Genomic DNA, 22,371 nt, shown 5'->3' with positions numbered 1-22,371 from the left:
CGAAGCATGAACCCGGAATCTCGATCCCCAATCTCTGGATTCCGGGTTCGCCTCTGACGAGGCGCCCCGGAATGACGGGTATCAGACAATATGGTCGCGCTGCGCGGAAAAGAGATCGACGCCTTCCTTGCCCGCCCCGATGCGGGCCGGCCGATCATCCTGCTCTACGGTCCCGACGCTGGCCTCGTGCGTGAACGCGCCGATGCGCTGATCGCCTCCGCGGTCGACGATCCCAACGATCCGTTCTCGCTGGTGAAGCTCGACGGCGACGAGCTCTCCGCCGAGCCGTCGCGTCTCGTCGACGAAGCCATGACGGTGCCGCTGTTCGGCGGCCGCCGCGCCGTCCGCGTGCGCGCCGGCTCGCGCAGCTTTGCCAGCGGCATCGACACGCTGGCCGAGATGAGCGTGAAGGATTGCCGCATCGTGATCGAGGCCGGCGAGCTGCGGCCGGAGTCGCCGCTGCGCAAGGTTTGCGAGCGCGCCAAGACGGCCGTTGCGATCGGCTGCTATCCCGACACCGAACGCGACCTGGCCAAGCTGATGGACGACGAGCTCCGCATCGCGAACCTGCGCATCGCGCAGGATGCCCGCGCAACGCTGATGTCGTTCCTCGGCGGCGACCGCCAGGCCTCGCGCAACGAGCTGCGCAAGCTGACGCTCTATGCACATGGCAAAGGCGAGATCACGCTGGAAGACGTGATGGCGGTGGTCGCCGATGCGTCCGAGCTGAAGCTCGATCCGATCGTCGACGGGGCCTTCGCCGGCCGGCCCGACATCGTCGAGACCGAGTTCGCCAAAGCCATGATCGCCGGCACCTATCCCGGCGTGATCATCTCGGCCGCGCAGCGCCAGGCCGCGTGGCTGCACAAATCCGCGCTTGCGATCGCCGACGGCACCCCGGCCTCCGCCGTGCTCGACGGCGGCTTTCCGCGGCTGCACTTTTCGCGAAAGCCGGCGGTGGAGACGGCGCTACGCAATTTCAGCGTGGCGCGGCTCGCCGCCATCATCGAGCAGCTCGCAACCGCCGCGCTCGACACCCGCAAGCAGTCCACCCTCGCCGCCGCCATCGCCCAGCGTACGCTGATGGCGATCGCCGCGAACGCGAAGCGGCGGGGCTGAGCCCGCACTCTCTCGACGTCATTGCGAGGAGCCCGCGACAAAATTGCGAAGCAATTTTGCGCTGGTGCGACGAAGCAATCCAGGATCTTTCCGCAGAGAGATTCTGGATTGCTTCGCTGAGCCTGTCATCGAGCCGCGCTTTGCGCGGACCCGTTGGCTCGCAATGACGATGTGGAAGCAGACGTGTACCGCTCACTCAGCTGTCGTCCTGGCGAAAGCCAGCACCCATTACCCCAGGGCGAGGTTTTGCGAAGATTGTTGGTCCGGTACTGCGACCAGATCCCATCGATGGATCACGCGGTATGGGTCCTGGCTTTCGCCAGGACGACGCCGAGAGTTAAAGCGCGCCCTTCGCCAGCCGCTTCATCACCTCGTCGAGCTGATCGAGGTTGCGGTAGTTGATCTGGACCGAGCCGCCGGGGTCGCGGTGATTGACGGTGACCTTGAGACCAAGCGCGTCGCTGACGCGCTTTTCGAGGTCGATCGTATCAGGGTCCTTTTCCTTCGCCCCGGTGCGCGCCTTCTGCGGCTTGCGCTCCGGCACGCCTTCTTCATGCGCGAGCGCCTCCGCCTGACGGACGTTGAGGCCTTCCTCGACGATGCGCCTGGCGGCCGCGAGCGGATCGGGCACGCCGATCAGCGCGCGGGCGTGACCGGCCGTCAGCTGGCCGGTCGCGATCAAGGCCTGCACCTCGGCCGGCAGCTTGGTCAGCCGCATCATGTTGGCGACGTGGCTGCGGCTCTTGCCGACGACTTTAGCGATGTCGTCCTGGCTGCGTTTGAACTCGTTGGCGAGCGCGTGATAGCCCTGCGCCTCCTCCATCGGATTGAGGTCTTCGCGCTGCACGTTCTCGATGATCGCGAATTCCAGCGCATCGCTGTCGCTGATGTCGACCGGCACGATCGGCACTTCATGCAGGCCGGCCATTTGCGAAGCGCGCCAGCGCCGTTCGCCGGCGATGATCTCGTAGCGATCCTGCGCACCCTTCACCGGGCGCACCACGATCGGCTGGATCACGCCGTGCTGCCTGATCGAATCGCTGAGCTCCTTGAGCTCGGTTTCCGAAAAGGTGCGGCGCGGGTTGCGCGGATTGGGCTTGATGAATTCGATCGGCACCTTGCGCTGCGCGCGCGGACGATCGACGTGCTGAGCCTCGCCGCCGACGTCACCGATCAGACTTGCAAGACCCCGGCCCAGTCGCGAACGCGCTTCGTCGGCCATCGCCAGCTCCCTTGGATTCACGGTGCAGCACTCCAGAACTGAATTTCGAATCGTAGGGTGGGTTAGCGAAGCGTAACCCACCATTGGTTTGTTCGAGGCGGCAGAACTGGTGGGTTACGCCTTCGGCTAACCCACCCTACGGCATCGTCAATGCGTCGTGCGCAGCTCGCGCTCGCGCTGGATCACTTCGGTGGCGAGCCGCAAATAGGCTTCGCTGCCGACGCATTTGAGATCGTAGACCAGCACCGGCTTGCCGTAGGACGGCGCTTCCGAGATGCGCACGTTGCGCGGGATCATGGTCTTGTAGACCTTCTCGCCCATGAACTGGCGGACGTCGGCGACGACCTGGTTCGAGAGGTTGTTGCGCGAGTCGAACATGGTCAGCACGATGCCGTGGATCGACAGGTTCGGATTGAGCGTCGAGCGCACCTGCTCCACCGTCTGGAGCAATTGCGACAGACCTTCGAGCGCGAAGAACTCGCACTGGAGCGGCACCAGGATCGCATCGGACGCCGCCATCGCGTTCACCGTCAGAAGGTTGAGCGAGGGCGGGCAGTCGATCAGCACATAGGTGTAGTCGGCATCCGGCGAGACGTTGTTGTTGAGCGCGCCGATCGCATCGCGCAGCTTGAAGGCGCGGCCGGGCGTGGTGCCGAGCTCGAGCTCGAGGCCGGAGAGGTCCATGGTCGAGGGCGCAATGTGCAGCCGCGGCACCGCAGTCGAGACCACGGCTTCGCGCAACGCCGCTTCGCCGATCAGCACGTCGTAGGTCGAACAGGAGCGGCTGCGGCGATCGATGCCGAGGCCGGTCGAGGCGTTGCCCTGCGGGTCGAGATCGACGATCAGGACGCGCTCGCCGATCGCGGCGAGCGCCGTGCCGAGGTTGATCGCTGTGGTTGTTTTTCCCACGCCGCCCTTTTGATTCGCCAGCGCGAGGATGCGCGGGTGGCCCTGCGGGACCACAGCCTGTTCTTGGGCGGTCTGCTCTTGCTGCGGCTCGTCAATCACGCTCATCGCAATTCCCCATTCGCCCCTGAACGCTCAGCCGCGCCGTTCGGCGGCATTGAGCTCCACGATCCAGCCGTCACCCGTGCGGCTCTGGTGGAGCTGCGGCTGAATATTCCAATATTTAGCGGCTTCGGTCAATTCAGCCTCTACATCTTGACCCTTCGGAAACAACGCCTTTGCGCCCTGGCGCATCAGCGGCTCCGCAAAGCCGATGAGTTGATGTAGCGGAGCCAGTGCACGGGCGGTGACGCAATCGACGGGGCCGGTGATTCTATCCACATTATCCCCGATCTCAGCGAGATGTACGACTCCCGGAGATGAGGTGATGCGAATCGCTTCGCGCAGGAACGCTGCCTTCTTGGCGATTCGCTCGACGAGATGGACACGCGCGCCCGGTGTCTCCGCCATGGCGCAGGCCAGGACGACGCCCGGAAAGCCGCCGCCGCTGCCAAGGTCGGCCCAGCGCCTGGCCGATGGGGCGAGACCGAGGAGCTGAAGCGAGTCGGCGATGTGCCGGGTCCAGAGGTGCGGCAGGGTCGAAGGCGCCACGAGATTGGTCTTAGCCTGCCACTCCCGCAGCACCGCGATGTAGCGATCGAGCCGGGCCTCGGTTTCACGTGAAACGGGTGCGAGCTTCAGCGCTGCGATCTTGTCGGCGGCGATGACCGCGTCCAACGACGGATCGTTCGCGCTCGCCTTGTCGATTTTCGGTGTGATCGGTGCAGGTTCGGCTCGGCGCCGAGCGCCCTCACCCGCCGAGGGTTTCCCTGATGACGGTCTGCCGCCGGCCGGTCCGCGCTGTTTCACGTGAAACGCCTATGCAATTGCTTTGGAGGTCTTCCGTGCTTCGCGGCGAAGATACGCCGCGAGGATGCCGAGCGCCGCTGGCGTCATGCCGTCGATCCGGCCGGCCTGGCCGACGGTGAACGGTCGCGCCTTCTCCAGCTTGGCCCTGACCTCATTGGAGAGACCGGGGACCAGCTGATAGTCGACCTCTGACAGCACCAGCCCCTCATCGCGCCGGAAGGCTTCGACGTCGGCGCTCTGGCGCTCCAGATAGACATCGTACTTGGCGTCTATCTCGAGATGGGTGGCGATCGCAGGGTCGATCGCCGACAGCTCCGGCCAGATGGCGCGGACCTGACTCCAGCCGATATCCGGATAGGCCATCAGCTCGAAGGCCGAGCGGCGCTGACCATCGCGGTTCAGGGACAGGCCGTGCTTGATCGCCTCGTTCGGGGTCATGGTCAGGGACTTGGAGAGCGTCCGGGCCGCATTCAGGGCGTCCATCTTGGCGCGGTGATGCCGGGTTCGGGCGCTACCAACGCACCCGAGCGCGATCCCCTTCTCGGTCAGGCGCTGATCGGCGTTGTCAGCCCGCAGCGTCAGCCGGTACTCGGCCCTGGAGGTGAACATCCGATAGGGCTCGGTGATCCCGCGGGTGACGAGGTCGTCGATCATCACCCCGAGATAGCCATCGGCGCGGTCGAACACCGTCAACGCAGCGCCACTCGCGGCCAGCGCGGCGTTCAGGCCGGCGACGATGCCCTGGCCGGCGGCCTCCTCGTATCCGGTGGTACCGTTGATCTGCCCGGCCAGGAACAGGCCGCGCAGACGCTTGGTCTGGAGGGTCGGATCGAGCTCGCGGGGATCGATGTGGTCGTATTCGATGGCGTAGCCCGGGCGCACCATCTTTACCCGCTCCAGACCGGGAATGCTGGCGAGGATCGCGAGCTGGACCTCTTCCGGCAGCGAGGTCGAGATGCCGTTGGGATAGACGGTGCTGTCGTCGAGCCCTTCCGGCTCCAGGAAGATCTGGTGGCCATCACGATCGCCGAAGCGGACGATCTTGTCCTCGATCGAGGGGCAATAGCGGGGGCCGGAGCTCTTGATCTGCCCGGAGTACATCGGGGAGCGATGGACATTGGCCCGGATCACCTCATGGGTCTCAGGCGTAGTCCGCGTGATCCCGCACTGGATCTGCGGGGTCGTGATCCGCTCGGTCATGACCGAGAACGGCTCCGGCGGCTCGTCTCCGGGCTGCATCTCCACCGCGGACCAGTCGATCGTGGTGCCGTCCAGACGCGGCGGCGTCCCGGTCTTCAGCCGTCCAAGGGTGAATCCGGCGCGCTCGAAAGAGCCTGAAAGGCCCATCGCGGGGGCTTCACCGACCCGGCCGGCGGGCCAATTCTTCTCGCCGAGATGGATCAGACCGCGCAGGAAGGTGCCGGTAGTGACGACAATGGCCCCGGCCCCGAATTCCCGGCCATCGGCCAGGCGAAGTCCGGTCACCCGGCCCTCGACCACGATCAGCTCGTCGGCCTCGCCCTCGATGACGGAAAGACCCGCGGTCTCCCGGATCGCAGCCTGCATGGCGGCGGCATAGAGCTTCCGGTCGGCCTGGGCCCGGGGGCCGCGGACCGCGGGGCCCTTGCGGCGATTGAGTACGCGAAACTGGATGCCGCCGGCATCGCCGACCCGGCCCATGAGACCGTCCAGCGCATCGACTTCACGGACCAGATGGCCCTTGCCGAGACCGCCGATGGCGGGATTGCAGGACATCGCGCCGACAGTGGAGAAACGATGCGTCACCAGGGCGGTCGTTGCGCCCATTCGGGCGGAGGCGGCCGCAGCTTCACAGCCGGCGTGGCCGCCGCCAATCACGATGACGTCGAAACTCTCTCGCTCTGTTCGCATGGGCCGATCTTCTAGCTCAGAGGCGGAAAAGCCGGAAGTGGAAACTGGGCGGGGCCGGGTGTTTCACGTGAAACAGCCACGATCGACCCGGAACCAATTTTCTCGAAAACAACCCCATGCACAGTAGGCCGTGGTTTGAAATCACTATGTTTCACGTGAAACAAAATGGACCCGCCGACGCTGAAAGGGGCGACGGCGGGATAATCCATCCGTCGATACTGGCTGTATCGATGGAGGCGAGATCAGTGCAACGTGTGTCATTGCGAGCGTAGCGAAGCAATCCAGCTTCCCTCCGCAGAGGCAGTCTGGATTGCTTCGTCGCAAGGGCTCCTCGCAATGACGAGACTGTGGCACGCGCCCTGCTCCAAATCGCCACTGTTTCGCAGCGAGGTAGATCGAGCGCACCCACCTGGCTAAAGGCCTGTTTCACGTGAAACAGGCCCACTCGCCTTCCACGCAACGGAGCCGTGCCCCGTTTCACGTGAAGCAACAAGAAATGGAACAAGCGCTAGTTCTAGAATGAAGAACTAGCGTTACTTTCCGATACAGAATTTCTGGAAGATCGCCCCAAGGACGTCTTCGACGTCCACCCGGCCTAACAGCCGGCCCAGGGCATAGGCGGCGGAACGAAGCTCCTCGGCCGCGAGCTCCTCGCCCTCTTCTACAAGCTCGAGACTCCGGCGCAAGCTGTCTGATGCCTGGCGCAACAGATCGCGTTGGCGGGCCCGGGTCACCAATGCACCCTCACTGGTTCCAAAGAACTCAGCGGCGAACGTCACAAGGGCGTCGACCAGCTGGCGAATCCCGTCGCCCTGGCTCGCCGAGATCCCGAACTCACCCAGCCGTCCGGCTTCCCCGACCCCGCCGAGATCGATCTTGTTGCGCACGATCCAGACCGAGCCGCCGGACGGATGGCGCCCGTCGCCGGACGTCCACAGCGAACGCATCGCCTCGGGATCGGCGGCCTGCTCCCCCTCGATAAGCCACAGCACCAGGTCGGCGTCATCGGCCCGCGCTCGCGCGCGGCGCACACCCTCCTGCTCCACGGGATCATCGGTCTCGCGAATGCCGGCGGTGTCGATGACAGTGACGGGATAGCCGTCGAGATCGAGCTGCACCTCGATCACGTCGCGCGTGGTGCCGGCATGCGGCGAGACGATCGCGACCTCGCGACGCGCCAGCTGGTTGATCAGCGTCGACTTGCCGACATTCGGCTCGCCGGCGATGGCAACCACCAGGCCATCGCGTAGACGTTCAGCTTGTCCCTGTGCCGCAAGGACTTCTGCAATTTCGTCGTGCAGCGCCTTGATCGCCTTGACCGCCGGCGCCCTCAATTCCGCGGGCACATCGCCCTCGTCCGAAAAGTCGATGCCGGCCTCGATCAGCGCCGAGGCCTCGATGATGCGCTCGCGCCAGTCGCGCGCGCGGTCGCCGAGCAGCCCTTGCAATTGACGCAACGCCTGGCGGCGCTGGCGGTCGGTGTCGGCATGGATGAGATCGTCGAGGCCTTCGGCCTCGGTCAGGTCGAGCTTGCCGTTCTCGAAGCCGCGCCGCGTGAACTCGCCTGGCTCGGCCGCCCGCGTATTCGGAATTACAGAAATAGCGGCCAGGAGCGCCGCCAGCACCGCGCGGCCGCCATGGACGTGGATTTCGGCGATGTCCTCACCGGTCGCGCTCGCCGGCCCCGGAAACCAGAGCACGACCGCATCGTCGATCGGCTGGTTCGCGGCGTCACGGAGCAGCCGGCGGCTGGCCTGCCGCGGTGCCGGCAGCCTGCCCGCGAGCGTCGCCAGCACCGGGCCGGCCTGGGCGCCCGAGACCCGCACCACGGCGATCGCGCTTGGCGGACGGCCGGACGACAGTGCAAAGATGGTCTGGTCTCGCGGATGCATGGCCTATTTGTCCAGCCGCCGGGGAAAAGGCAAATATCCGTTTTGGCCGATGCGCCCGGCCGATTTTGCTGCACCTTTTCCCGCAGCAAGAGAGTTTGTTGCAATGCAATATAACTCAAGTATTATTTAGTTATATCAACACATTAATAGACCATCAGATCCGACAGCGAACCGCTCGCCATCCTGCACCCTCGGTGCAACAAGCCTGCACAAAAGAAAAGGGCGCCCAAAGGCGCCCTCCAATCCTTTGCTGCACCGCACTCAGGTGTTCATCGAGTCGAAGAACTCCGAATTGCTCTTGGTCGAGCGCAGCTTGTCGAGCAGGAAGTCGATCGCGTCCATGGTGCCCATCGGGTTCAGGATGCGGCGGAGCACGTACATCTTCTTGAGCACCTGCGGATCGGTGATGAGCTCCTCCTTGCGGGTGCCGGAGCGCGAGATGTCGATCGCCGGGAAGGTCCGCTTGTCCGAGACCTTGCGGTCGAGGATCAGTTCGGAGTTACCGGTGCCCTTGAACTCTTCGAAGATGACTTCGTCCATGCGGCTGCCGGTATCGACCAGCGCGGTCGCGATGATGGTCAGCGAGCCGCCCTCCTCGATGTTGCGGGCGGCACCGAAGAAGCGCTTCGGGCGCTGGAGCGCGTTGGCGTCGACACCGCCGGTCAGCACCTTGCCGGATGACGGCACCACGGTGTTGTAGGCGCGGCCGAGACGCGTGATCGAATCGAGCAGGATCACGACGTCGCGGCCATGCTCGACCAGGCGCTTGGCCTTCTCGATCACCATCTCGGCGACCTGGACGTGGCGCACCGCCGGCTCGTCGAAGGTCGAGGACACGACCTCGCCCTTCACCGAGCGCTGCATGTCCGTGACTTCTTCCGGACGCTCGTCGATCAGAAGCACGATCAGATAGCATTCGGGATGATTGTGCGTGATCGAATGCGCGATGTTCTGCATCAGCACGGTTTTACCCGTTCGCGGCGGCGCCACGATCAACGCGCGCTGGCCCTTGCCGATCGGCGCGACGATGTCGATCACCCTTGCAGAAAGATCTTTTCGCGTCGGATCGTCGATTTCCATGCGGAAACGCTGGTTCGGAAACAGCGGCGTGAGGTTGTCGAAATTGACCTTGTGCTTGGCCTTTTCCGGGTCCTCGAAATTGAGCGTGTTGACCTTCAGCAGCGCGAAATAGCGCTCGCCCTCTTTCGGGCTGCGGATGTGGCCTTCGATGGTGTCGCCGGTGCGCAGGCCAAAACGGCGGATCTGCGAGGGCGAAACGTAGATGTCGTCCGGGCCCGGCAGATAATTGGCATCGGGTGAACGAAGAAAGCCGAAGCCGTCGGAGAGCACCTCGACGACGCCTTCGCCGACGATGTCAGTCTCAGCAAGCGAAAGCTGCTTGAGAATGGCGAACAGCAGCTCCTGCTTGCGCATGGTGCTGGCATTCTCGACCCCGTTCTCTTCCGCGAACGAGACGAGCTCGGCCGGGGTCTTCGACTTGAGGTCCTGGAGTTTAATTTCCCGCATTGGGGTGGTCCTGTGGGGTAACCTTAGGAAGGGGGTGCGAGGAGGCTCTGAAATGCGGACGTGAGAAGATAGGGTCCGCAGGTCTGGCAAGGTGAGTGCCGGTGGGGGCTTCAAACCTGATGCGGTGTCCGGCCTCTGGAAAGCTCGGACACAACCACATCCGCCTGCGTTGGGTGGGATATCGCTAATATAGAAAATCGCCCTTCACTGCGCAAGCCGAAGCGCTGAGCGATCAATCGAGATCGCTGCCTAGAACGGTTTCACGATCACCATGATGACGATGAAGATCATCAGGACGGTCGGCACCTCATTGATAATCCGATAGAATTTCTGACTTCGCGGACGCCGGTCGGCAGCGAAATCCTTGCACCAGCGCGAAAAAAAGCCGTGGACCGCGGACAGCGCCAGGACCAGTGCCAGTTTTACGTGCAGCCAACCGGACGCAAACCAATGGCCGGACCAGGCGAGATAGAGCCCGGCAAGCCAGGTGATGATCATGGCCGGGTTGATGATCGCCTTGAGCAGCCGGCGCTCCATGATCTTGAACGTTTCCGACTGCCTGGAGCCGATTTCGGCCTCGCAATGATAGACGAACAGCCGCGGCAGATAGAGCATGCCCGCCATCCAGGAGATGACGGCGATCACGTGCAGCGCCTTGATCCACTCGTACATGCCGGCGGCCTCCTTTTCTTGTTTCGACGTGTTTTATCGAGGCGAACCGGAATCCGCTTCGCTCGAAAACGCTTCTGCTCACCAAACGGTGGATGGAATGTGCCCGGTAAGAATTCATTCATAGATGGGAGCGCAGACTTATCCGAGCGCTCGGCTTATCTAAACCTAAACTTTTAGAATCTTAAGGTTTGAGTCTTAGTGACCGTGAATTGGACTCACACAATTCCGTCCGCCATTTCGCCCGCGCTTGTTCACATCCATCAACATATCCCGCGCAGACCCTGGCTGTTCCGATAAGTCATCCGGGCTCAAGGGCTTGCGTGCGCCTGTCGGCAGCTTATCAAGGGAGTTATCCGCGCAATCCCGCTTCGCTCTCGGCGGGCTGCCGGACTTGTTCTCACGGGCAGTGGTGTGAAGAAAATTGGCCGTTGTCCCGCCCCTGGTGTCGCGCAACCCTTTCCGAGGGGTTAAGCTCCACAGAAATCCACACACCACACCGCCCTCATACAAAGAGTTTTTGTGCCGACCTCGAGCAATTATTTCCATCTGCACCTCGTGTCCGACTCCACCGGCGAGACGTTGATCACCGTCGCGCGCGCCGTCGCCGCGCAGTACGCGAACGTCACGCCGGTCGAGCATGTCTACCCGCTGGTGCGCAGCCAGAAGCAACTCGACCGGGTGCTCGACGAGATCGAGGAGGCGCCGGGCATCGTGCTGTTCACGCTGCTCGAGAAGGATCTGGTCTCCCGGCTCGAGGACAAGTGCAAGGGGATCAATGTTCCGAGCCTGTCGATCATCGGCCCGGTGATGCAGCTGTTCGAGGCGTATCTTGGCGCCGCGACCACGGGGCGCGTCGGCGCGCAGCACGTGCTCAATGCGGAATATTTCAAGCGCATCGATGCGCTGAACTACACGATGATCCATGACGACGGTCAGCACGTCGAAGGCCTCGACGATGCCGACGTGGTGCTCGTCGGTGTGTCCCGCACCTCGAAGACGCCGACGTCGATCTATCTGGCCAATCGCGGCATCCGCACCGCCAACGTGCCGCTGGTGCCGGGCATCCCGGTGCCGGCGCAATTGGAAACGCTGACGCGGCCGCTGGTGGTGAGCCTGCACGCGACGCCGGAACGTTTGATCCAGGTCCGTCAGAACCGCCTGCTCTCCATGGGCGCCGACTCCAGCAGCGACACGTATACCGACAAGCAGTCGGTCGCCGAGGAGGTCGCGTTCGCCCGCAAGCTCAGCGCCAAGCACGAATGGCCGCTGCTCGACGTCACACGGCGCTCGATCGAGGAAACCGCCGCGGCGATCATGAAGCTCTACAGCGATCGCCAGCGCAACCGGCCCTTGGAATAGTTTTCGCGATGGGTCTGTGGCGCGGCAAATCTCCGTTGATCCTGGCTTCGCAAAGCAGCGCGCGAAAGATGTTGCTGGCGAATGCCGGGCTTGAGTTCAATGCGATTACGGCCGATATCGACGAGCGCGGCATTCAGGCGGCTTCAAAACTTTCCAATCCGCGCGAAATCGCTCTGCGGCTGGCCTGTGAAAAGGCGAAGGCCGTCTCCGCCCTTCATCCCGGAAGCCATGTGATCGGCGCCGACCAGACCCTGGCTCTGGGCGATCGTCTCTTCAACAAGCCCGCCGGCCGCGCGCAGGCGATGGCGCAATTGCGCGATCTCGCCGGCAATTGTCATGAGCTGAATTCGGCGGTGGCCGTGGCACATGACGGCAAGATCGTCTTCGAGGACGTCTCGGTGGCCCGCATGACCATGCGACAGATGAGCGAGGCGGAGCTTTCGGCCTATCTCGACGCGGCCGGCGATGCCGTGACGACCAGCGTCGGCGCCTATCAGCTCGAAGGTCTCGGCATTCATCTGTTCGAGCGCATCGAGGGCGACCATTTCACCATTCTCGGCCTGCCGCTGCTGCCGCTGCTTGCGTTCCTGCGGCGCGAGCGGCTAGTTGCGGTGTGACTGACAGAGATGGTTGGACGCTGATGCGGATCCTGGGACTGACCGGCTCGATCGGGATGGGCAAATCGACCACCGCGAAATTGTTCGCGGAGGCCGGCGTCCCCGTCTACGACGCCGATGCCGCCGTCCATCAGCTCTACGAGGGCGAGGCCGCGCCCGCGATCGAAGCCGCCTTCCCCGGCACCACCGCGAACGGCAAGGTCGATCGGACAAAACTGTCGGCGCGCGTCGTGCACGATCCCGCCGCGATCAAGCAGCTCGAGCAGATCGTTCATCCGATGCTCGGTGCCTCCCGAAAAAAATTCTTTGACGACGCCGAAGCCGCCAACGCGCCGGTCGTGGTGCTGGATATCCCGCTGCTGTTCGAGACCGGCGGCGAGAAGCGCGTCGACGCCGTGGTCGTGGTCACGACTTCGCCGGAACTACAGCGCGAGCGGGTTCTGGCGCGGGGCACGATGGACGAGGCCAAGCTCGACGCCATCATCGCCAAGCAGACGCCCGACGCGGAAAAGCGCAAGCGGGCCGATTTCGTAGTGGATACGTCGCACGGACTTGAACCGGTGCGGGAGCAAATTGCGCACATCCTGGCCGAGGTCGTTAAGATGCCGCAGCGGCGAGCCTGATTCGCCGCCCCACACGGCTCCTGATCATGCGCGAAATCGTTCTCGACACCGAAACCACCGGCCTCGATCCACTCCGCGGCGATCGCCTGGTCGAAATCGGCTGCGTCGAGATGCTCAACCGCATGCCGACGGGGCAGACGTATCACGTCTACATCAATCCCGAACGGGACATGCCGGCGGAGGCGTTTGCCGTACACGGGCTGTCGGCCGAATTCCTGGCGACCAAGCCGCTGTTCCACGAGGTCGTCGACGCGTTTCTGGAGTTCATCGGCGATGCGCCGCTGGTGATCCACAACGCCTCGTTCGACATCAGCTTCATCAATGCCGAACTCGACCGGATCAAGCGCGCCGCGATCCCGCGCGAGCGGCTGGTCGACACGCTGCTGCTGGCCCGGCGCAAGCATCCGGGCGTGTCCAACCGGCTCGACGATCTCTGCTCGCGTTACGCGATCGACAATTCCCGCCGCACCAAGCACGGCGCGCTGCTCGACGCCGAGCTTCTGGCCGAGGTCTATGTCGATCTGGTCGGGGCGCGGCAGTCGCAGCTGCTGCTGGCTTCGGAAGCCGAGGAAATCCGCATCCATGCGGCTGGCGACGCGCCGCGGCGGCAGCGGCTGACACCGCTTGCGCCGCGGATTTCCGACGCCGAGCGCGAGACCCACAGGGCCTTCATCGCAACGCTCGGCGACAAGGCGATCTGGAACGAGTTTTTGCCCGCTCCGGCTGCCGTCGATCCGGCTGGTTAGGCCTGACCGGCCTGACCACCGGCGGCCATTTGCCGCTCCATGTTCTGGCGATAGAGACCGACGAAATCGACCGGGTCCAGCATCAGCGGCGGGAACCCGCCGTCGCGCACGGCCGTGGCGATGATCTCACGGGCGAACGGGAACAGCAGGCGCGGGCACTCGATCATGACCAGCGGGTGCAGGTTCTCCTTCGGAACGTTGACGATCCGGAACACGCCGGCATAGGCGAGCTCGAACGAGAACATCACCTTGCCCGCGGTCTCGGCCTTGCCCTCGACCGACAGCGTCACCTCGAATTCCTGTTCGCTGAGGTTATTGGCGCCGACATTGATCTGGATATTGATCTGGGGCGCCTGGCCCTGCTGCTGGAGCGAGCTCGGCGCGTTCGGATTTTCGAACGAGAGGTCCTTGGTATATTGCGCCAGCACATTGAGCTGGGGAGCCGGGGCCGCCTCGGGAGGGGTGCCGTTACCGTTGGTCATGAAAGTCTCTCCTTACCCGATTGGGGGCTGAATTTCGCGGCGGTTGGCTAACATAGGGCTACCTCGTTCCACAAGGACGAACGGTCCCGGATCGGGCGGCCGGGCCGCAGCCACAACTGTGACGTTCTGCCCGGCCTCCCGGCCAAATCGCGCCTTAAACGATTGAAGATGCGCGATTTCCGGCCACGATCGGGTTTCCCCTTAAGCATAAAACGCGCTACACTCCGTGCTGTGCCAAAAGGCGCCATTGGCCGGGCAAGATTTCGTGCCTACATCCCACGGACCTGACGTGCGGACCCGAAATGGTGATGTAGACTTGCCGTTCCCGTATGGAACGGTCTACTGGCCGGATTGATTTTCCCGGCGACGACCTTCTAGGCGGCCCCTTCTAGAGAAGACCAGAAAGCGAATACCACGTGGACATCTACACCATCATCTTCCTGGCGCTGGCGGTCTTTATTTTTCTGCGGCTGCGCAGCGTGCTGGGGCAGCGCACGGGCAACGAGCGGCCGCCGTTCGACCGCAACGCGCTCCAGGGCGCCCAGGACAAGAACGTCGTGACCATGCCGGGCAAGGTGATCGACCAGGCCCCGCTGGCGCCGACGGTCGAGCCGACCCCGCCGTCCGATCGCTGGAAGGGCCTGACCGAGCCGGGCACCGCGCTCGCGCAGGGCCTCGACGCCATTGTCGACAAGGATTCCACCTTCGATCCGCGCCATTTCATCTCGGGTGCCCGCGGCGCCTATGAGATGATCGTGCTGGCCTTTGCCAATGGCGACCGCCGCGCGCTGCGCGACCTGCTGTCGTCGGAGGTCTATGAAAGCTTCGACGCCGCGATCAAGGAGCGCGAGAAGAACGAGCAGAAGACCGAGACGCGCTTCGTCTCGATCGACAAGGCCGAGCTCGTCGGCGCCGAGCTGCGCGACCGTACCGCCCAGCTCACCATCCGCTTCGTCTCGCAGATGATCTCGGCCACCCGCGACAAGTCCGGCAACATCGTCGACGGCAGCGCCGATACGGTCGCCGACATCACCGACATCTGGACTTTCGCCCGCGACACCACCTCTCGCGATCCGAACTGGAAGCTGGTTGGCACCGGAAGCGCGAATTAAGGTCTTCCTGAAGACCAGCGCGACGGCGCTTTGCGCGGGTGTCGTCGTGCTGTCGTCGTTTTCGCTCGGCGCCGAGGCGGCGCGGCGCCACTACCGCAGCCACCATCATCACCTTCCGGCATTGCCCGCCACCCCGCCGCGGGCCTTGCCCTATCCGCAGCTCCCCCTGCCGTTCGAGATTCCGGGCGCGCAATACCTGCCGCTGGCGTGGGCCGATGTGAAGGGCTGGGGCGACGACGATCATCTCGCAGCCTACAAGACGTTCCGCGCGAGCTGCCGCTCGATCAACGCGCAGACCGGCGCTCCCGAACCCAAGAGCGAATACAAGGCGCTGGGGGCATCGCTGAGCGAGCCGTGCCGGGCCGCCAAATCGCTCGAGCTCAGCGACGACGCCAAGGCGAAAACCTTCTTCGAGGAGAACTTTGCGCCGCTGCGCATCTCCCGCCTCGGCGAGCCCGACGGTTTCGTCACCGGCTATTACGAGCCGGTGCTGGAGGGATCGCGGACGCAGACCGACGTCTACAATGTCCCGGTCTATCGCCGGCCCTCGAACCTGTTCGTGCGCGGCTACAAGCAGGATTCGGTCAGCCTGCCGAACAAGGGCCCGGTGTATCGCAAGATCGGCCGCCGCAAGCTGGTGCCCTATTACGACCGCGGCGAGATCGAGGACGGCAAGATCGCCGGCCGCGGGCTGGAGATCGCTTGGCTGAAGGATCCCACCGATCTGTTGTTCGCACAGATCCAGGGCTCGGCGCGGATCAAGTTCGATGACAGCACCACGCTCCGGCTCAACTATGACGCCTATAACGGCTATCCCTACACGGCGGTCGGGCGCATCCTGATCGAGCGCGGCATCATTCCGAGGGAAGAGATGTCGATGCAGAAGATCAGGGAATGGATGGCGCAGAACCCGGACGGTGCCAAGGAGCTGCGCCGCCAGAACCGCGCCTACATCTTCTTCCGCGAGGTCAATCTCTCGGACAAGGACGAGGCGGTGGGCGCGCAGGGCATCCCGCTGACGGCCGGCCGCTCGATCGCGGTCGACAAATCGCTGCATGTCTATGGCACGCCGTTCTTCATCGAAGGCGAGCTGCCGATCGACTCCGAGCGCTCGAAGACGCCGTTCCATCGGCTGATGATCGCGCAGGACACCGGCTCGGCCATCATCGGCCCCGCGCGTGCCGATCTCTATTTCGGTGCCGGCGCGGAGGCCGGCCGTGTCTCGGGCCGGCTGCGCCATCCCATGCATTTCGTGATGCTGGTGCCGAAGGGCCTCGATCCCACGGCGCGCGCCGCGCGGCTGCCGGTGCCGGACCCGCGGCCCTCGGCGAAGATCGCAAAGCTGTTTCCGCAAACCGAACCTGCTAAGGATCAGGCCAAGCCGGCGGCTCCGGCCGCAGCCGTGGCGCCAGGCAAAGGTGAGACGGTCGCTGTCGCCAGCCCTGTCCCGTTGCCGGTGCCACGTCCCGTGATCGAGCCCGTTCAAGAGCCGCGGCGGCCGGTGAAAAATCGTTCCCATCGGCAGCAATGAAGCGATCGTCCCGTCCGCCCGTGCTGGAGCCTCGCCCCTCGCCGCGCCGCCGCGCGCTGAGCGAGGATGAGCGCGCGCTGTGGGATACGGTCGCAAAGCAGGTCAAGCCGCTGAGGAAACATCGTGCGCCGAAGGCGCAGGCTGTGCCGCGCACCGAGTCATCACCCGCTGCGCCGGCCACGCGGCCAGCACCATCGCCGCGTCCGATTGCTGCGGCACCGACGCCGCGTGCCGCCAAGCCGTCCGTCCCGCCTCTGGCGCCGCTCGGCAAGCGCGAGCGCACAAAGCTGTCGCGCGGCCGCAGCGAGATCGAGGCGCGGCTCGATCTGCACGGCATGACCCAGACGCGCGCTCATCGCGCCTTGACCGGTTTCCTGCACCGCGCCCATCACGACGGCCTGACCTTCGTGCTCGTGATCACCGGCAAGGGCCGGAGCGGCGGCGAAAGCGGCGTGCTGCGCCGCCAGGTGCCGGAATGGCTGAGCCTGCCGGAATTCCGTGCCTTCGTCGTCGGCTTCGAGACGGCGCATATCGGCCATGGCGGCGAGGGCGCACTTTACGTGCGGATCAGGCGGGCCAGATTCTAGAACGGCCGAACGATTCCGACGCGCGGGATCAGCGTGATGACCAGGCCGAAGATGTTTGTGTTGCGATGCTCGGCTGGAATCGGCGGGGTTTCCTGTTTGGCCGGCAGCATCTTCACCGCATGCAGGATCAGGAACAGGCAGACCGCCCAGTTCGAGATCCAGCGCGAATAGTCGAACACCATCGCGAACATCACGAGATAGGCGAGGCTGACGCCGATCAGCGCGGCGACGACGAGGCGCCGGTGCGTCTCGCTTGCGAGCGCGCCGATCAGGCTCGCAAAATAGCGCCATAGCGGCGTGTGCAGCCAGATCAGGAGCGCAAACACGGGCACGCCGAGGATGTTGTGCGGCAGGCGGCCCCAGGTGTCCGAAATCTCCTTCGCCAGCGGCTGGTACCAGATGTAGCTGAATTGCAAGAGGTCGGTGCGGGAGGGATCGGCCATCCGGGTCTTCAGATACGCGACGAAATCCGCTTCCGGGATCGGCATCGTTCCCAGGAATTGGGCCGCGAAGAACAGCGCGGAGACGAGGAGGAAGGCGATGGTACCGAAGGTGACATTGCTGCGATTGCAGCCGCAGGCGAGATAGTGCCTGATCACGACGATGGCGATGATCGTCGGCACGTACATCAGCAGATGAATGTGGTGGATCAGAACGAGCACGATCGAGAACAACGCGGCCGTCGCCACAAACAGCAACGAGCCCGCCGGCATCAGCAGCAGGATCATTGCGAGCGCGCAGCCATAGATGTCGAAATGGCCGAGCGTGTGCATGAAGTTCTTCAGGAAGAACGGCGAGCCCGCGATGAAGACGAACAGCGGCAGCGTCTTGGCAGTGAAGCCGAAGGTTTTTTGAAACAGCCTTACGAATAGCGCCAGCGTCACCAGCCACGTCACCCCGCCGAGTGTGAACACCAGCCAGACCGGCACCTTGTTCGTGAACAGCGCGACGACCGCCCCGATCAGCGCGCGCTTGATGAAGCCGAAATGATAGTCGACGAGCAGGTGGATGTAGGGAACGTAAGGCGGCAGCTGGATCTTGTGAACGAACACGCCGACGATGATTGCGGCGTTGATCGCGAGCAGCAAGCGCCAGGGGTTTTTCAAAACGCTAGCGGGCACGCGGCACCCGACGCGCACAAAACTCCGCTGTCGTCCCGGACAAGCGAGCAAAGCGAGCGCACATCCGGGACCCATAACCACCGCAGGTCGTTTGAGCCGAGATCAGGGCCGCCATCTTGCTTCAACAATATCCGCTGGTGGTAATGGGTCCTGGCTTTCGCCAGGACGACGGCGGATAGATAGCTGACCCCGGCCGAATTACAAAATGAACCGGCTGAGGTCCGCGTTCTTGGCGAGGTCGCCGACGTGCTTCTGCACGAAATCGGCATCAACCCGGATGGTCTCGCCGTTGCGGTCGGGGGCGGTGAAGGAGATCTCGTCCAGCACGCGCTCCATCACCGTCTGGAGCCGCCGTGCGCCGATGTTCTCGACGGTGGAGTTGACGGCCACCGCGACGTCGGCGAGCGCGTCGATGGCGCTGTCGGTGATGTCGAGCGTGACGCCCTCGGTCTGCAACAAGGCGACATATTGCTTGATCAGCGAGGCCTCGGGCTCGGTCAGGATGCGCCGCATGTCGTCGCGGGTCAGCGCCCGCAATTCGACGCGGATCGGCAGGCGGCCCTGCAACTCAGGCAACAGGTCCGACGGCTTGGCGACATGGAAGGCGCCCGAGGCGATGAACAGGATGTGGTCGGTCTTCACCGCGCCGTGCTTGGTCGAAACCGTGGTGCCCTCGATCAGCGGCAGCAGGTCGCGCTGCACGCCCTCGCGCGAGACGTCGCCGCCGACGCGGCCGTCGCGGGCGCAGATCTTGTCGATCTCGTCCAGGAACACGATGCCGTTGTTCTCGACCGCGCTGATCGCCTCCAGCGTGAGCTGCTCGGTGTCCAGCAGCTTGTCGGATTCCTCGTTGACGAGGATCTCGTGCGAGCTTTCCACCGTCAGCCGTCGCGTCTTGCTGCGGCCGCCCAGCTTGCCGAAGATGTCGCCGATCGAGATCGCGCCCATCTGCGCGCCCGGCATGCCCGGAATCTCGAACATCGGCATGCCGCCGCCGGACGACTGCGTCTCGATCTCGATTTCCTTGTCGTTCAGTTCGCCCGCCCGCAGCTTCTTGCGGAAGGATTCCCGCGTCGCCGCGCTGGCATTGGCACCGACCAGCGCGTCGAGCACGCGCTCCTCGGCGGCGAGCTGGGCGCGCGCCTGCACGTCCTTGCGTTTGCGCTCGCGCACCTGGGCGATCGCGACCTCGACGAGATCGCGCACGATCTGCTCGACGTCGCGGCCGACATAGCCGACCTCGGTGAATTTCGTCGCCTCGACCTTCAGGAACGGCGCATTGGCGAGTTTTGCCAATCGCCGCGCGATTTCCGTCTTGCCGACGCCGGTCGGCCCGATCATCAGGATGTTCTTCGGCAGCACCTCCTCGCGCAAGGAGCCTTCGAGCTGCTGCCGGCGCCAGCGATTGCGCAGCGCGATCGAGACGGCGCGCTTGGCATCGGTCTGGCCGACGATGAAACGGTCGAGTTCGGAAACGATTTCGCGGGGAGAGAAGTCTGTCATGGGACCTTAGCTAGGGTCAGATGCGGGCCGGGACAAGTCGCTTTTTCGGCCGTCAGATGATCGGCGGCCCCGATTGCCACTGCTTCACGGCCTCGATCGGATGGACCAGCATCAAGATATTCAGCGTCAGATTGTCGCGAATATGGAGCGCCAGCATGATCTCGAAGGCGAGCCCGAGCAGGACGGTCGCCGTGACCGGCAGCACGCGTGCGGCAAGGAACCCCAGCACCATGAACAGCGTGTCCGACACCGAATTGACGATGCTGTCGCCAAAATAGTCGAGCGAGATCGTGCCGGCGCGGTAGCGCTCGATGATGAATGGCGAGTTCTCGACGATCTCCCAGGCGCCTTCGATCAGCATGGCGACGATCAGCCGTGCCGGCCACGACAGAGACAGCAACGGCAGGCGCGCGAACAGCAGAAAGGTCAATCCGTAGAACAGGAAGCCGTGCAGGACGTGCGAGAAGCTGTACCAGTCGGCGATGTGCTGGGAGTTCTCCGAGCTGTTCACCACGCCATGCCACAGCTTGACGTAGCCGCAGGTGCAGATCGGCACCCGGCCCATCGCGAACAGGATCGAGGCCTGCAGCGCCAGCAGCAGCAGCGCGATGCCGACCCAGGCGAATGCTGGCACCGCGGCCCTGCTTTCGTGCGCGCTGGCCAGCGTCATGGCTCGCGCACCATCAACAGTGCCGGCCCGTCGGGCGTCTCGACCATGCGGTCGCGGACGAAGCCCGCCTTGGCGTAGGCGCGCAGAGCTCGCAGATTGAGCGGGTCTGGATCAGTGACGACGCGTGGCAGGCCTTGCCGCAGCTGCGCGTCGACGAATTGGCGGATGAAGGCCGAGCCGTGGCCGCGCGCCATCATGTCGCTTTCGCCGATGAACTGATCGATCCCACGCGTGCCCTCCGGTTGTGGCCCGAAGCCCGTATTCCAGGCGGTCAGGCGGTAGCACTGAAGATAGCCGAACGGCTTGTCGCCGGCCAACACGACGAACTGGTCCATCGCCGGCTCAATGAGGTCGCCGCTGACCAGCGCAAGCTGCTCGTCCGGATCGCCCCACCATTCCCGCACATGCGCCTCGCCCAGCCACCGCCGGATCAGCGGCAGGTCAGCCGCGGTCATCGGGCGGAAGGCGTAGGCGGGCGTCATGGCCTAGCCGGTCGCCAGGCTTTCGATGGTCACATTGCGGTTGGTGTAGACGCAGATGTCGGCGGCGATGTCGAGGGAGCGGCGGACGATGGTCTCGGCATCCTTGTCGGTGTCGAGCAGGGCCCGCGCGGCCGCCAGTGCATAGTTACCGCCGGAGCCGATCGCCATCACGCCGGCCTCGGGCTCGAGCACGTCGCCGGTGCCCGTCAGCACCAGGGAGACGTCCTTGTCGGCCACGATCATCATGGCCTCCAGCCGCCGCAGGTAACGGTCGGTGCGCCAGTCCTTGGCAAGCTCGACCGCGGCCCGGGTCAACTGCCCCGGATATTGCTCGAGTTTGGCCTCCAACCGCTCAAACAGCGTGAAGGCGTCGGCGGTTGCGCCGGCAAAGCCGCCGATGACGTCGCCCCTGCCGAGCGTGCGGACCTTCCTGGCGTTGGACTTGATCACGGTCTGGCCGATCGAGACCTGGCCGTCGCCGCCGACCACCACCTTGCCGCCCTTGCGGACCGTCAAAATCGTGGTGCCGTGCCAGCCCGGCGAGCTGTTCTGGGAATCCTGCATGAAGTACCTCATTGTCCCGCCTGATTTAGGCGGTCGGGAGCGAGGGCACAACGGGCCGCTCCGGGCCCAATTTCGCTCACCATAGGCAGAAGTAGAGGCCCGGCCAGCCGTTCCCGCAGTAGCGAAGGCGTCATGGGGCTGTTAAAAGACCCCCGTTTTCGGCCCCCGAACTAGGATGAAAGCTAGTTTTGATGCGCACCGCGACGATCAAGCGCAAGACCAAGGAAACCGACATCGAGGTCACCGTGAACCTCGATGGCACCGGCGTGTCCAATATCGCGACCGGCATCGGCTTTTTCGACCATATGCTCGATCTCCTCGCCCGCCATTCCCGCATTGACCTCACGGTCAAGGCGGTCGGCGACCTGCACATTGATCATCACCATACCACCGAAGACACCGGCATCGCGCTCGGCCAGGCGGTCAAGCAGGCGCTCGGCACCATGGCGGGCATCACCCGCTATGCCGGCGTGCACATGCCCATGGACGAGACGCTGTCGCGCGTCGTGATCGACATCTCGGGCCGCCCGGTCCTGGTGTTCAAGGTCGACTTCCCCCGCGACAAGATCGGCGAGTTCGACACCGAACTGGTGCGCGAGTGGTTCCAGGCCTTCGCCATGAACGCCGGCGTGACTCTCCACGTCGAGACCCTATATGGCGATAACAGCCATCATATCGCCGAGTCCTGCTTCAAGGGTCTGGCGCGGGCGCTGCGGGCGGCGGTTGCGATCGATCCGAAGGCGGCGGGCGAAATCCCGTCCACCAAGGGCTCGCTCGGCGGCTGACATCTCCGTCTCGGTGGCAAACGCTGCCGGCGGCATCACTGAATTCTTGAGA

Annotated in this window: 22 protein-coding genes; 9 read left to right on the top strand and 13 right to left on the bottom strand. The window is 64.3% G+C overall.

Annotated features, from left to right (window positions below):
* The first annotated feature begins 90 nt into the window (after positions 1-90).
* Positions 91-1,119, top strand: a complete 1,029-nt coding sequence (holA, locus tag BM118_RS27595; RefSeq protein ID WP_092189249.1) for a DNA polymerase III subunit delta — start codon at positions 91-93, stop codon at positions 1,117-1,119.
* A 337-nt stretch (positions 1,120-1,456) separates the two neighbouring features.
* On the opposite strand, the gene BM118_RS27590 is transcribed toward holA, so the two are convergent.
* From BM118_RS27590 to hemJ, 7 genes are all read right to left on the bottom strand, one after another.
* Entirely contained in the window at positions 1,457-2,341 is an 885-nt protein-coding gene (locus tag BM118_RS27590; RefSeq protein WP_177234748.1) for a ParB/RepB/Spo0J family partition protein, read from the bottom strand.
* A 147-nt stretch (positions 2,342-2,488) separates the two neighbouring features.
* Positions 2,489-3,355, bottom strand: a complete 867-nt coding sequence (locus tag BM118_RS27585; protein WP_092189245.1) for a ParA family protein — start codon at positions 3,353-3,355, stop codon at positions 2,489-2,491.
* Positions 3,356-3,382: 27 nt separating this feature from the next.
* The gene (rsmG, locus tag BM118_RS27580) at positions 3,383-4,024 is read right to left on the bottom strand and encodes a 16S rRNA (guanine(527)-N(7))-methyltransferase RsmG (protein ID WP_177234747.1); all 642 of its coding nucleotides are present in this window, start codon (positions 4,022-4,024) and stop codon (positions 3,383-3,385) included.
* 141 nt (positions 4,025-4,165) lie between these two features.
* A complete protein-coding gene (gene mnmG, locus BM118_RS27575; protein ID WP_092189242.1) occupies positions 4,166-6,046 on the bottom strand; it encodes a tRNA uridine-5-carboxymethylaminomethyl(34) synthesis enzyme MnmG in 1,881 nt (626 codons plus the stop codon).
* 533 nt (positions 6,047-6,579) lie between these two features.
* Complete coding sequence (mnmE, locus tag BM118_RS27565) at positions 6,580-7,938, bottom strand: tRNA uridine-5-carboxymethylaminomethyl(34) synthesis GTPase MnmE (RefSeq protein ID WP_092189238.1); 1,359 nt, start codon at positions 7,936-7,938, stop codon at positions 6,580-6,582.
* A gap of 261 nt (positions 7,939-8,199) precedes the next feature.
* A complete protein-coding gene (gene rho, locus BM118_RS27560; protein ID WP_011083462.1) occupies positions 8,200-9,465 on the bottom strand; it encodes a transcription termination factor Rho in 1,266 nt (421 codons plus the stop codon).
* A gap of 249 nt (positions 9,466-9,714) precedes the next feature.
* On the bottom strand, positions 9,715-10,137 hold the full coding sequence (gene hemJ, locus BM118_RS27555) for a protoporphyrinogen oxidase HemJ (protein WP_092189236.1): 423 nt from the start codon (positions 10,135-10,137) through the stop codon (positions 9,715-9,717).
* A 519-nt stretch (positions 10,138-10,656) separates the two neighbouring features.
* Between hemJ and BM118_RS27545 the strand changes: the two genes are divergently transcribed.
* From BM118_RS27545 to dnaQ, 4 genes are read left to right on the top strand one after another with little or no spacing between them, the layout of a single operon-like run.
* A complete protein-coding gene (locus tag BM118_RS27545; protein ID WP_092189231.1) occupies positions 10,657-11,496 on the top strand; it encodes a pyruvate, water dikinase regulatory protein in 840 nt (279 codons plus the stop codon).
* Positions 11,497-11,504: 8 nt separating this feature from the next.
* Positions 11,505-12,113 (top strand): Maf family protein, encoded by a 609-nt coding sequence (locus BM118_RS27540; RefSeq protein ID WP_092189229.1) that lies wholly within the window; start codon positions 11,505-11,507, stop codon positions 12,111-12,113.
* Between the two features lie 23 nt (positions 12,114-12,136).
* Complete coding sequence (coaE, locus tag BM118_RS27535) at positions 12,137-12,736, top strand: dephospho-CoA kinase (RefSeq protein ID WP_092189227.1); 600 nt, start codon at positions 12,137-12,139, stop codon at positions 12,734-12,736.
* Positions 12,737-12,762: 26 nt separating this feature from the next.
* The gene (gene dnaQ / locus BM118_RS27530) at positions 12,763-13,482 is read left to right on the top strand and encodes a DNA polymerase III subunit epsilon (RefSeq protein ID WP_092189225.1); all 720 of its coding nucleotides are present in this window, start codon (positions 12,763-12,765) and stop codon (positions 13,480-13,482) included.
* Here dnaQ and secB read toward each other — a convergent pair.
* Positions 13,479-13,964, bottom strand: a complete 486-nt coding sequence (secB, locus tag BM118_RS27525; RefSeq protein ID WP_027543786.1) for a protein-export chaperone SecB — start codon at positions 13,962-13,964, stop codon at positions 13,479-13,481. The two genes, dnaQ and secB, sit on opposite strands and share 4 nt — an antisense overlap.
* A gap of 416 nt (positions 13,965-14,380) precedes the next feature.
* Between secB and BM118_RS27520 the strand changes: the two genes are divergently transcribed.
* Genes BM118_RS27520 through BM118_RS27510 form a run of 3 tightly spaced genes read left to right on the top strand, consistent with a single transcriptional unit; the run spans position 14,381 to position 17,194 of the window.
* Complete coding sequence (locus BM118_RS27520) at positions 14,381-15,076, top strand: Tim44/TimA family putative adaptor protein (RefSeq protein WP_092189223.1); 696 nt, start codon at positions 14,381-14,383, stop codon at positions 15,074-15,076.
* On the top strand, positions 15,054-16,607 hold the full coding sequence (gene mltA / locus BM118_RS27515) for a murein transglycosylase A (protein WP_177234746.1): 1,554 nt from the start codon (positions 15,054-15,056) through the stop codon (positions 16,605-16,607). Before BM118_RS27520 ends, mltA begins: the two co-directional genes overlap by 23 nt.
* A complete protein-coding gene (locus BM118_RS27510; RefSeq protein ID WP_092189221.1) occupies positions 16,604-17,194 on the top strand; it encodes a Smr/MutS family protein in 591 nt (196 codons plus the stop codon). Before mltA ends, BM118_RS27510 begins: the two co-directional genes overlap by 4 nt.
* On the opposite strand, the gene BM118_RS27505 is transcribed toward BM118_RS27510, so the two are convergent.
* The 5 genes from BM118_RS27505 to hslV form a co-directional block, all read right to left on the bottom strand.
* On the bottom strand, positions 17,191-18,315 hold the full coding sequence (locus tag BM118_RS27505) for a hypothetical protein (RefSeq protein WP_092189219.1): 1,125 nt from the start codon (positions 18,313-18,315) through the stop codon (positions 17,191-17,193). The genes BM118_RS27510 and BM118_RS27505 overlap by 4 nt on opposite strands.
* 198 nt (positions 18,316-18,513) lie before the next feature.
* Entirely contained in the window at positions 18,514-19,818 is a 1,305-nt protein-coding gene (gene hslU / locus BM118_RS27500) for an ATP-dependent protease ATPase subunit HslU (protein WP_092189217.1), read from the bottom strand.
* Positions 19,819-19,870: 52 nt separating this feature from the next.
* Positions 19,871-20,488 (bottom strand): DUF2585 domain-containing protein, encoded by a 618-nt coding sequence (locus BM118_RS27495; RefSeq protein ID WP_092189215.1) that lies wholly within the window; start codon positions 20,486-20,488, stop codon positions 19,871-19,873.
* Positions 20,485-20,970 carry a GNAT family N-acetyltransferase gene (locus BM118_RS27490; RefSeq protein ID WP_092189213.1) on the bottom strand — a complete coding sequence of 162 codons (486 nt, stop codon included), beginning with the start codon at positions 20,968-20,970 and terminating at the stop codon, positions 20,485-20,487. Before BM118_RS27490 ends, BM118_RS27495 begins: the two co-directional genes overlap by 4 nt.
* Positions 20,971-20,973: 3 nt before the next feature.
* A complete protein-coding gene (hslV, locus tag BM118_RS27485; RefSeq protein ID WP_092189211.1) occupies positions 20,974-21,534 on the bottom strand; it encodes an ATP-dependent protease subunit HslV in 561 nt (186 codons plus the stop codon).
* 191 nt (positions 21,535-21,725) lie between these two features.
* On the opposite strand from hslV, the gene hisB reads away from it, so the two are divergent.
* Positions 21,726-22,319, top strand: a complete 594-nt coding sequence (gene hisB, locus BM118_RS27480) for an imidazoleglycerol-phosphate dehydratase HisB (protein WP_027543777.1) — start codon at positions 21,726-21,728, stop codon at positions 22,317-22,319.
* Positions 22,320-22,371: the final 52 nt, after the last annotated feature.

This window comes from Bradyrhizobium sp. cf659 (genome assembly GCF_900113725.1).
Lineage (GTDB): Bacteria > Pseudomonadota > Alphaproteobacteria > Rhizobiales > Xanthobacteraceae > Bradyrhizobium.
This window is presented reverse-complemented; position numbering and strand designations above follow the sequence as displayed.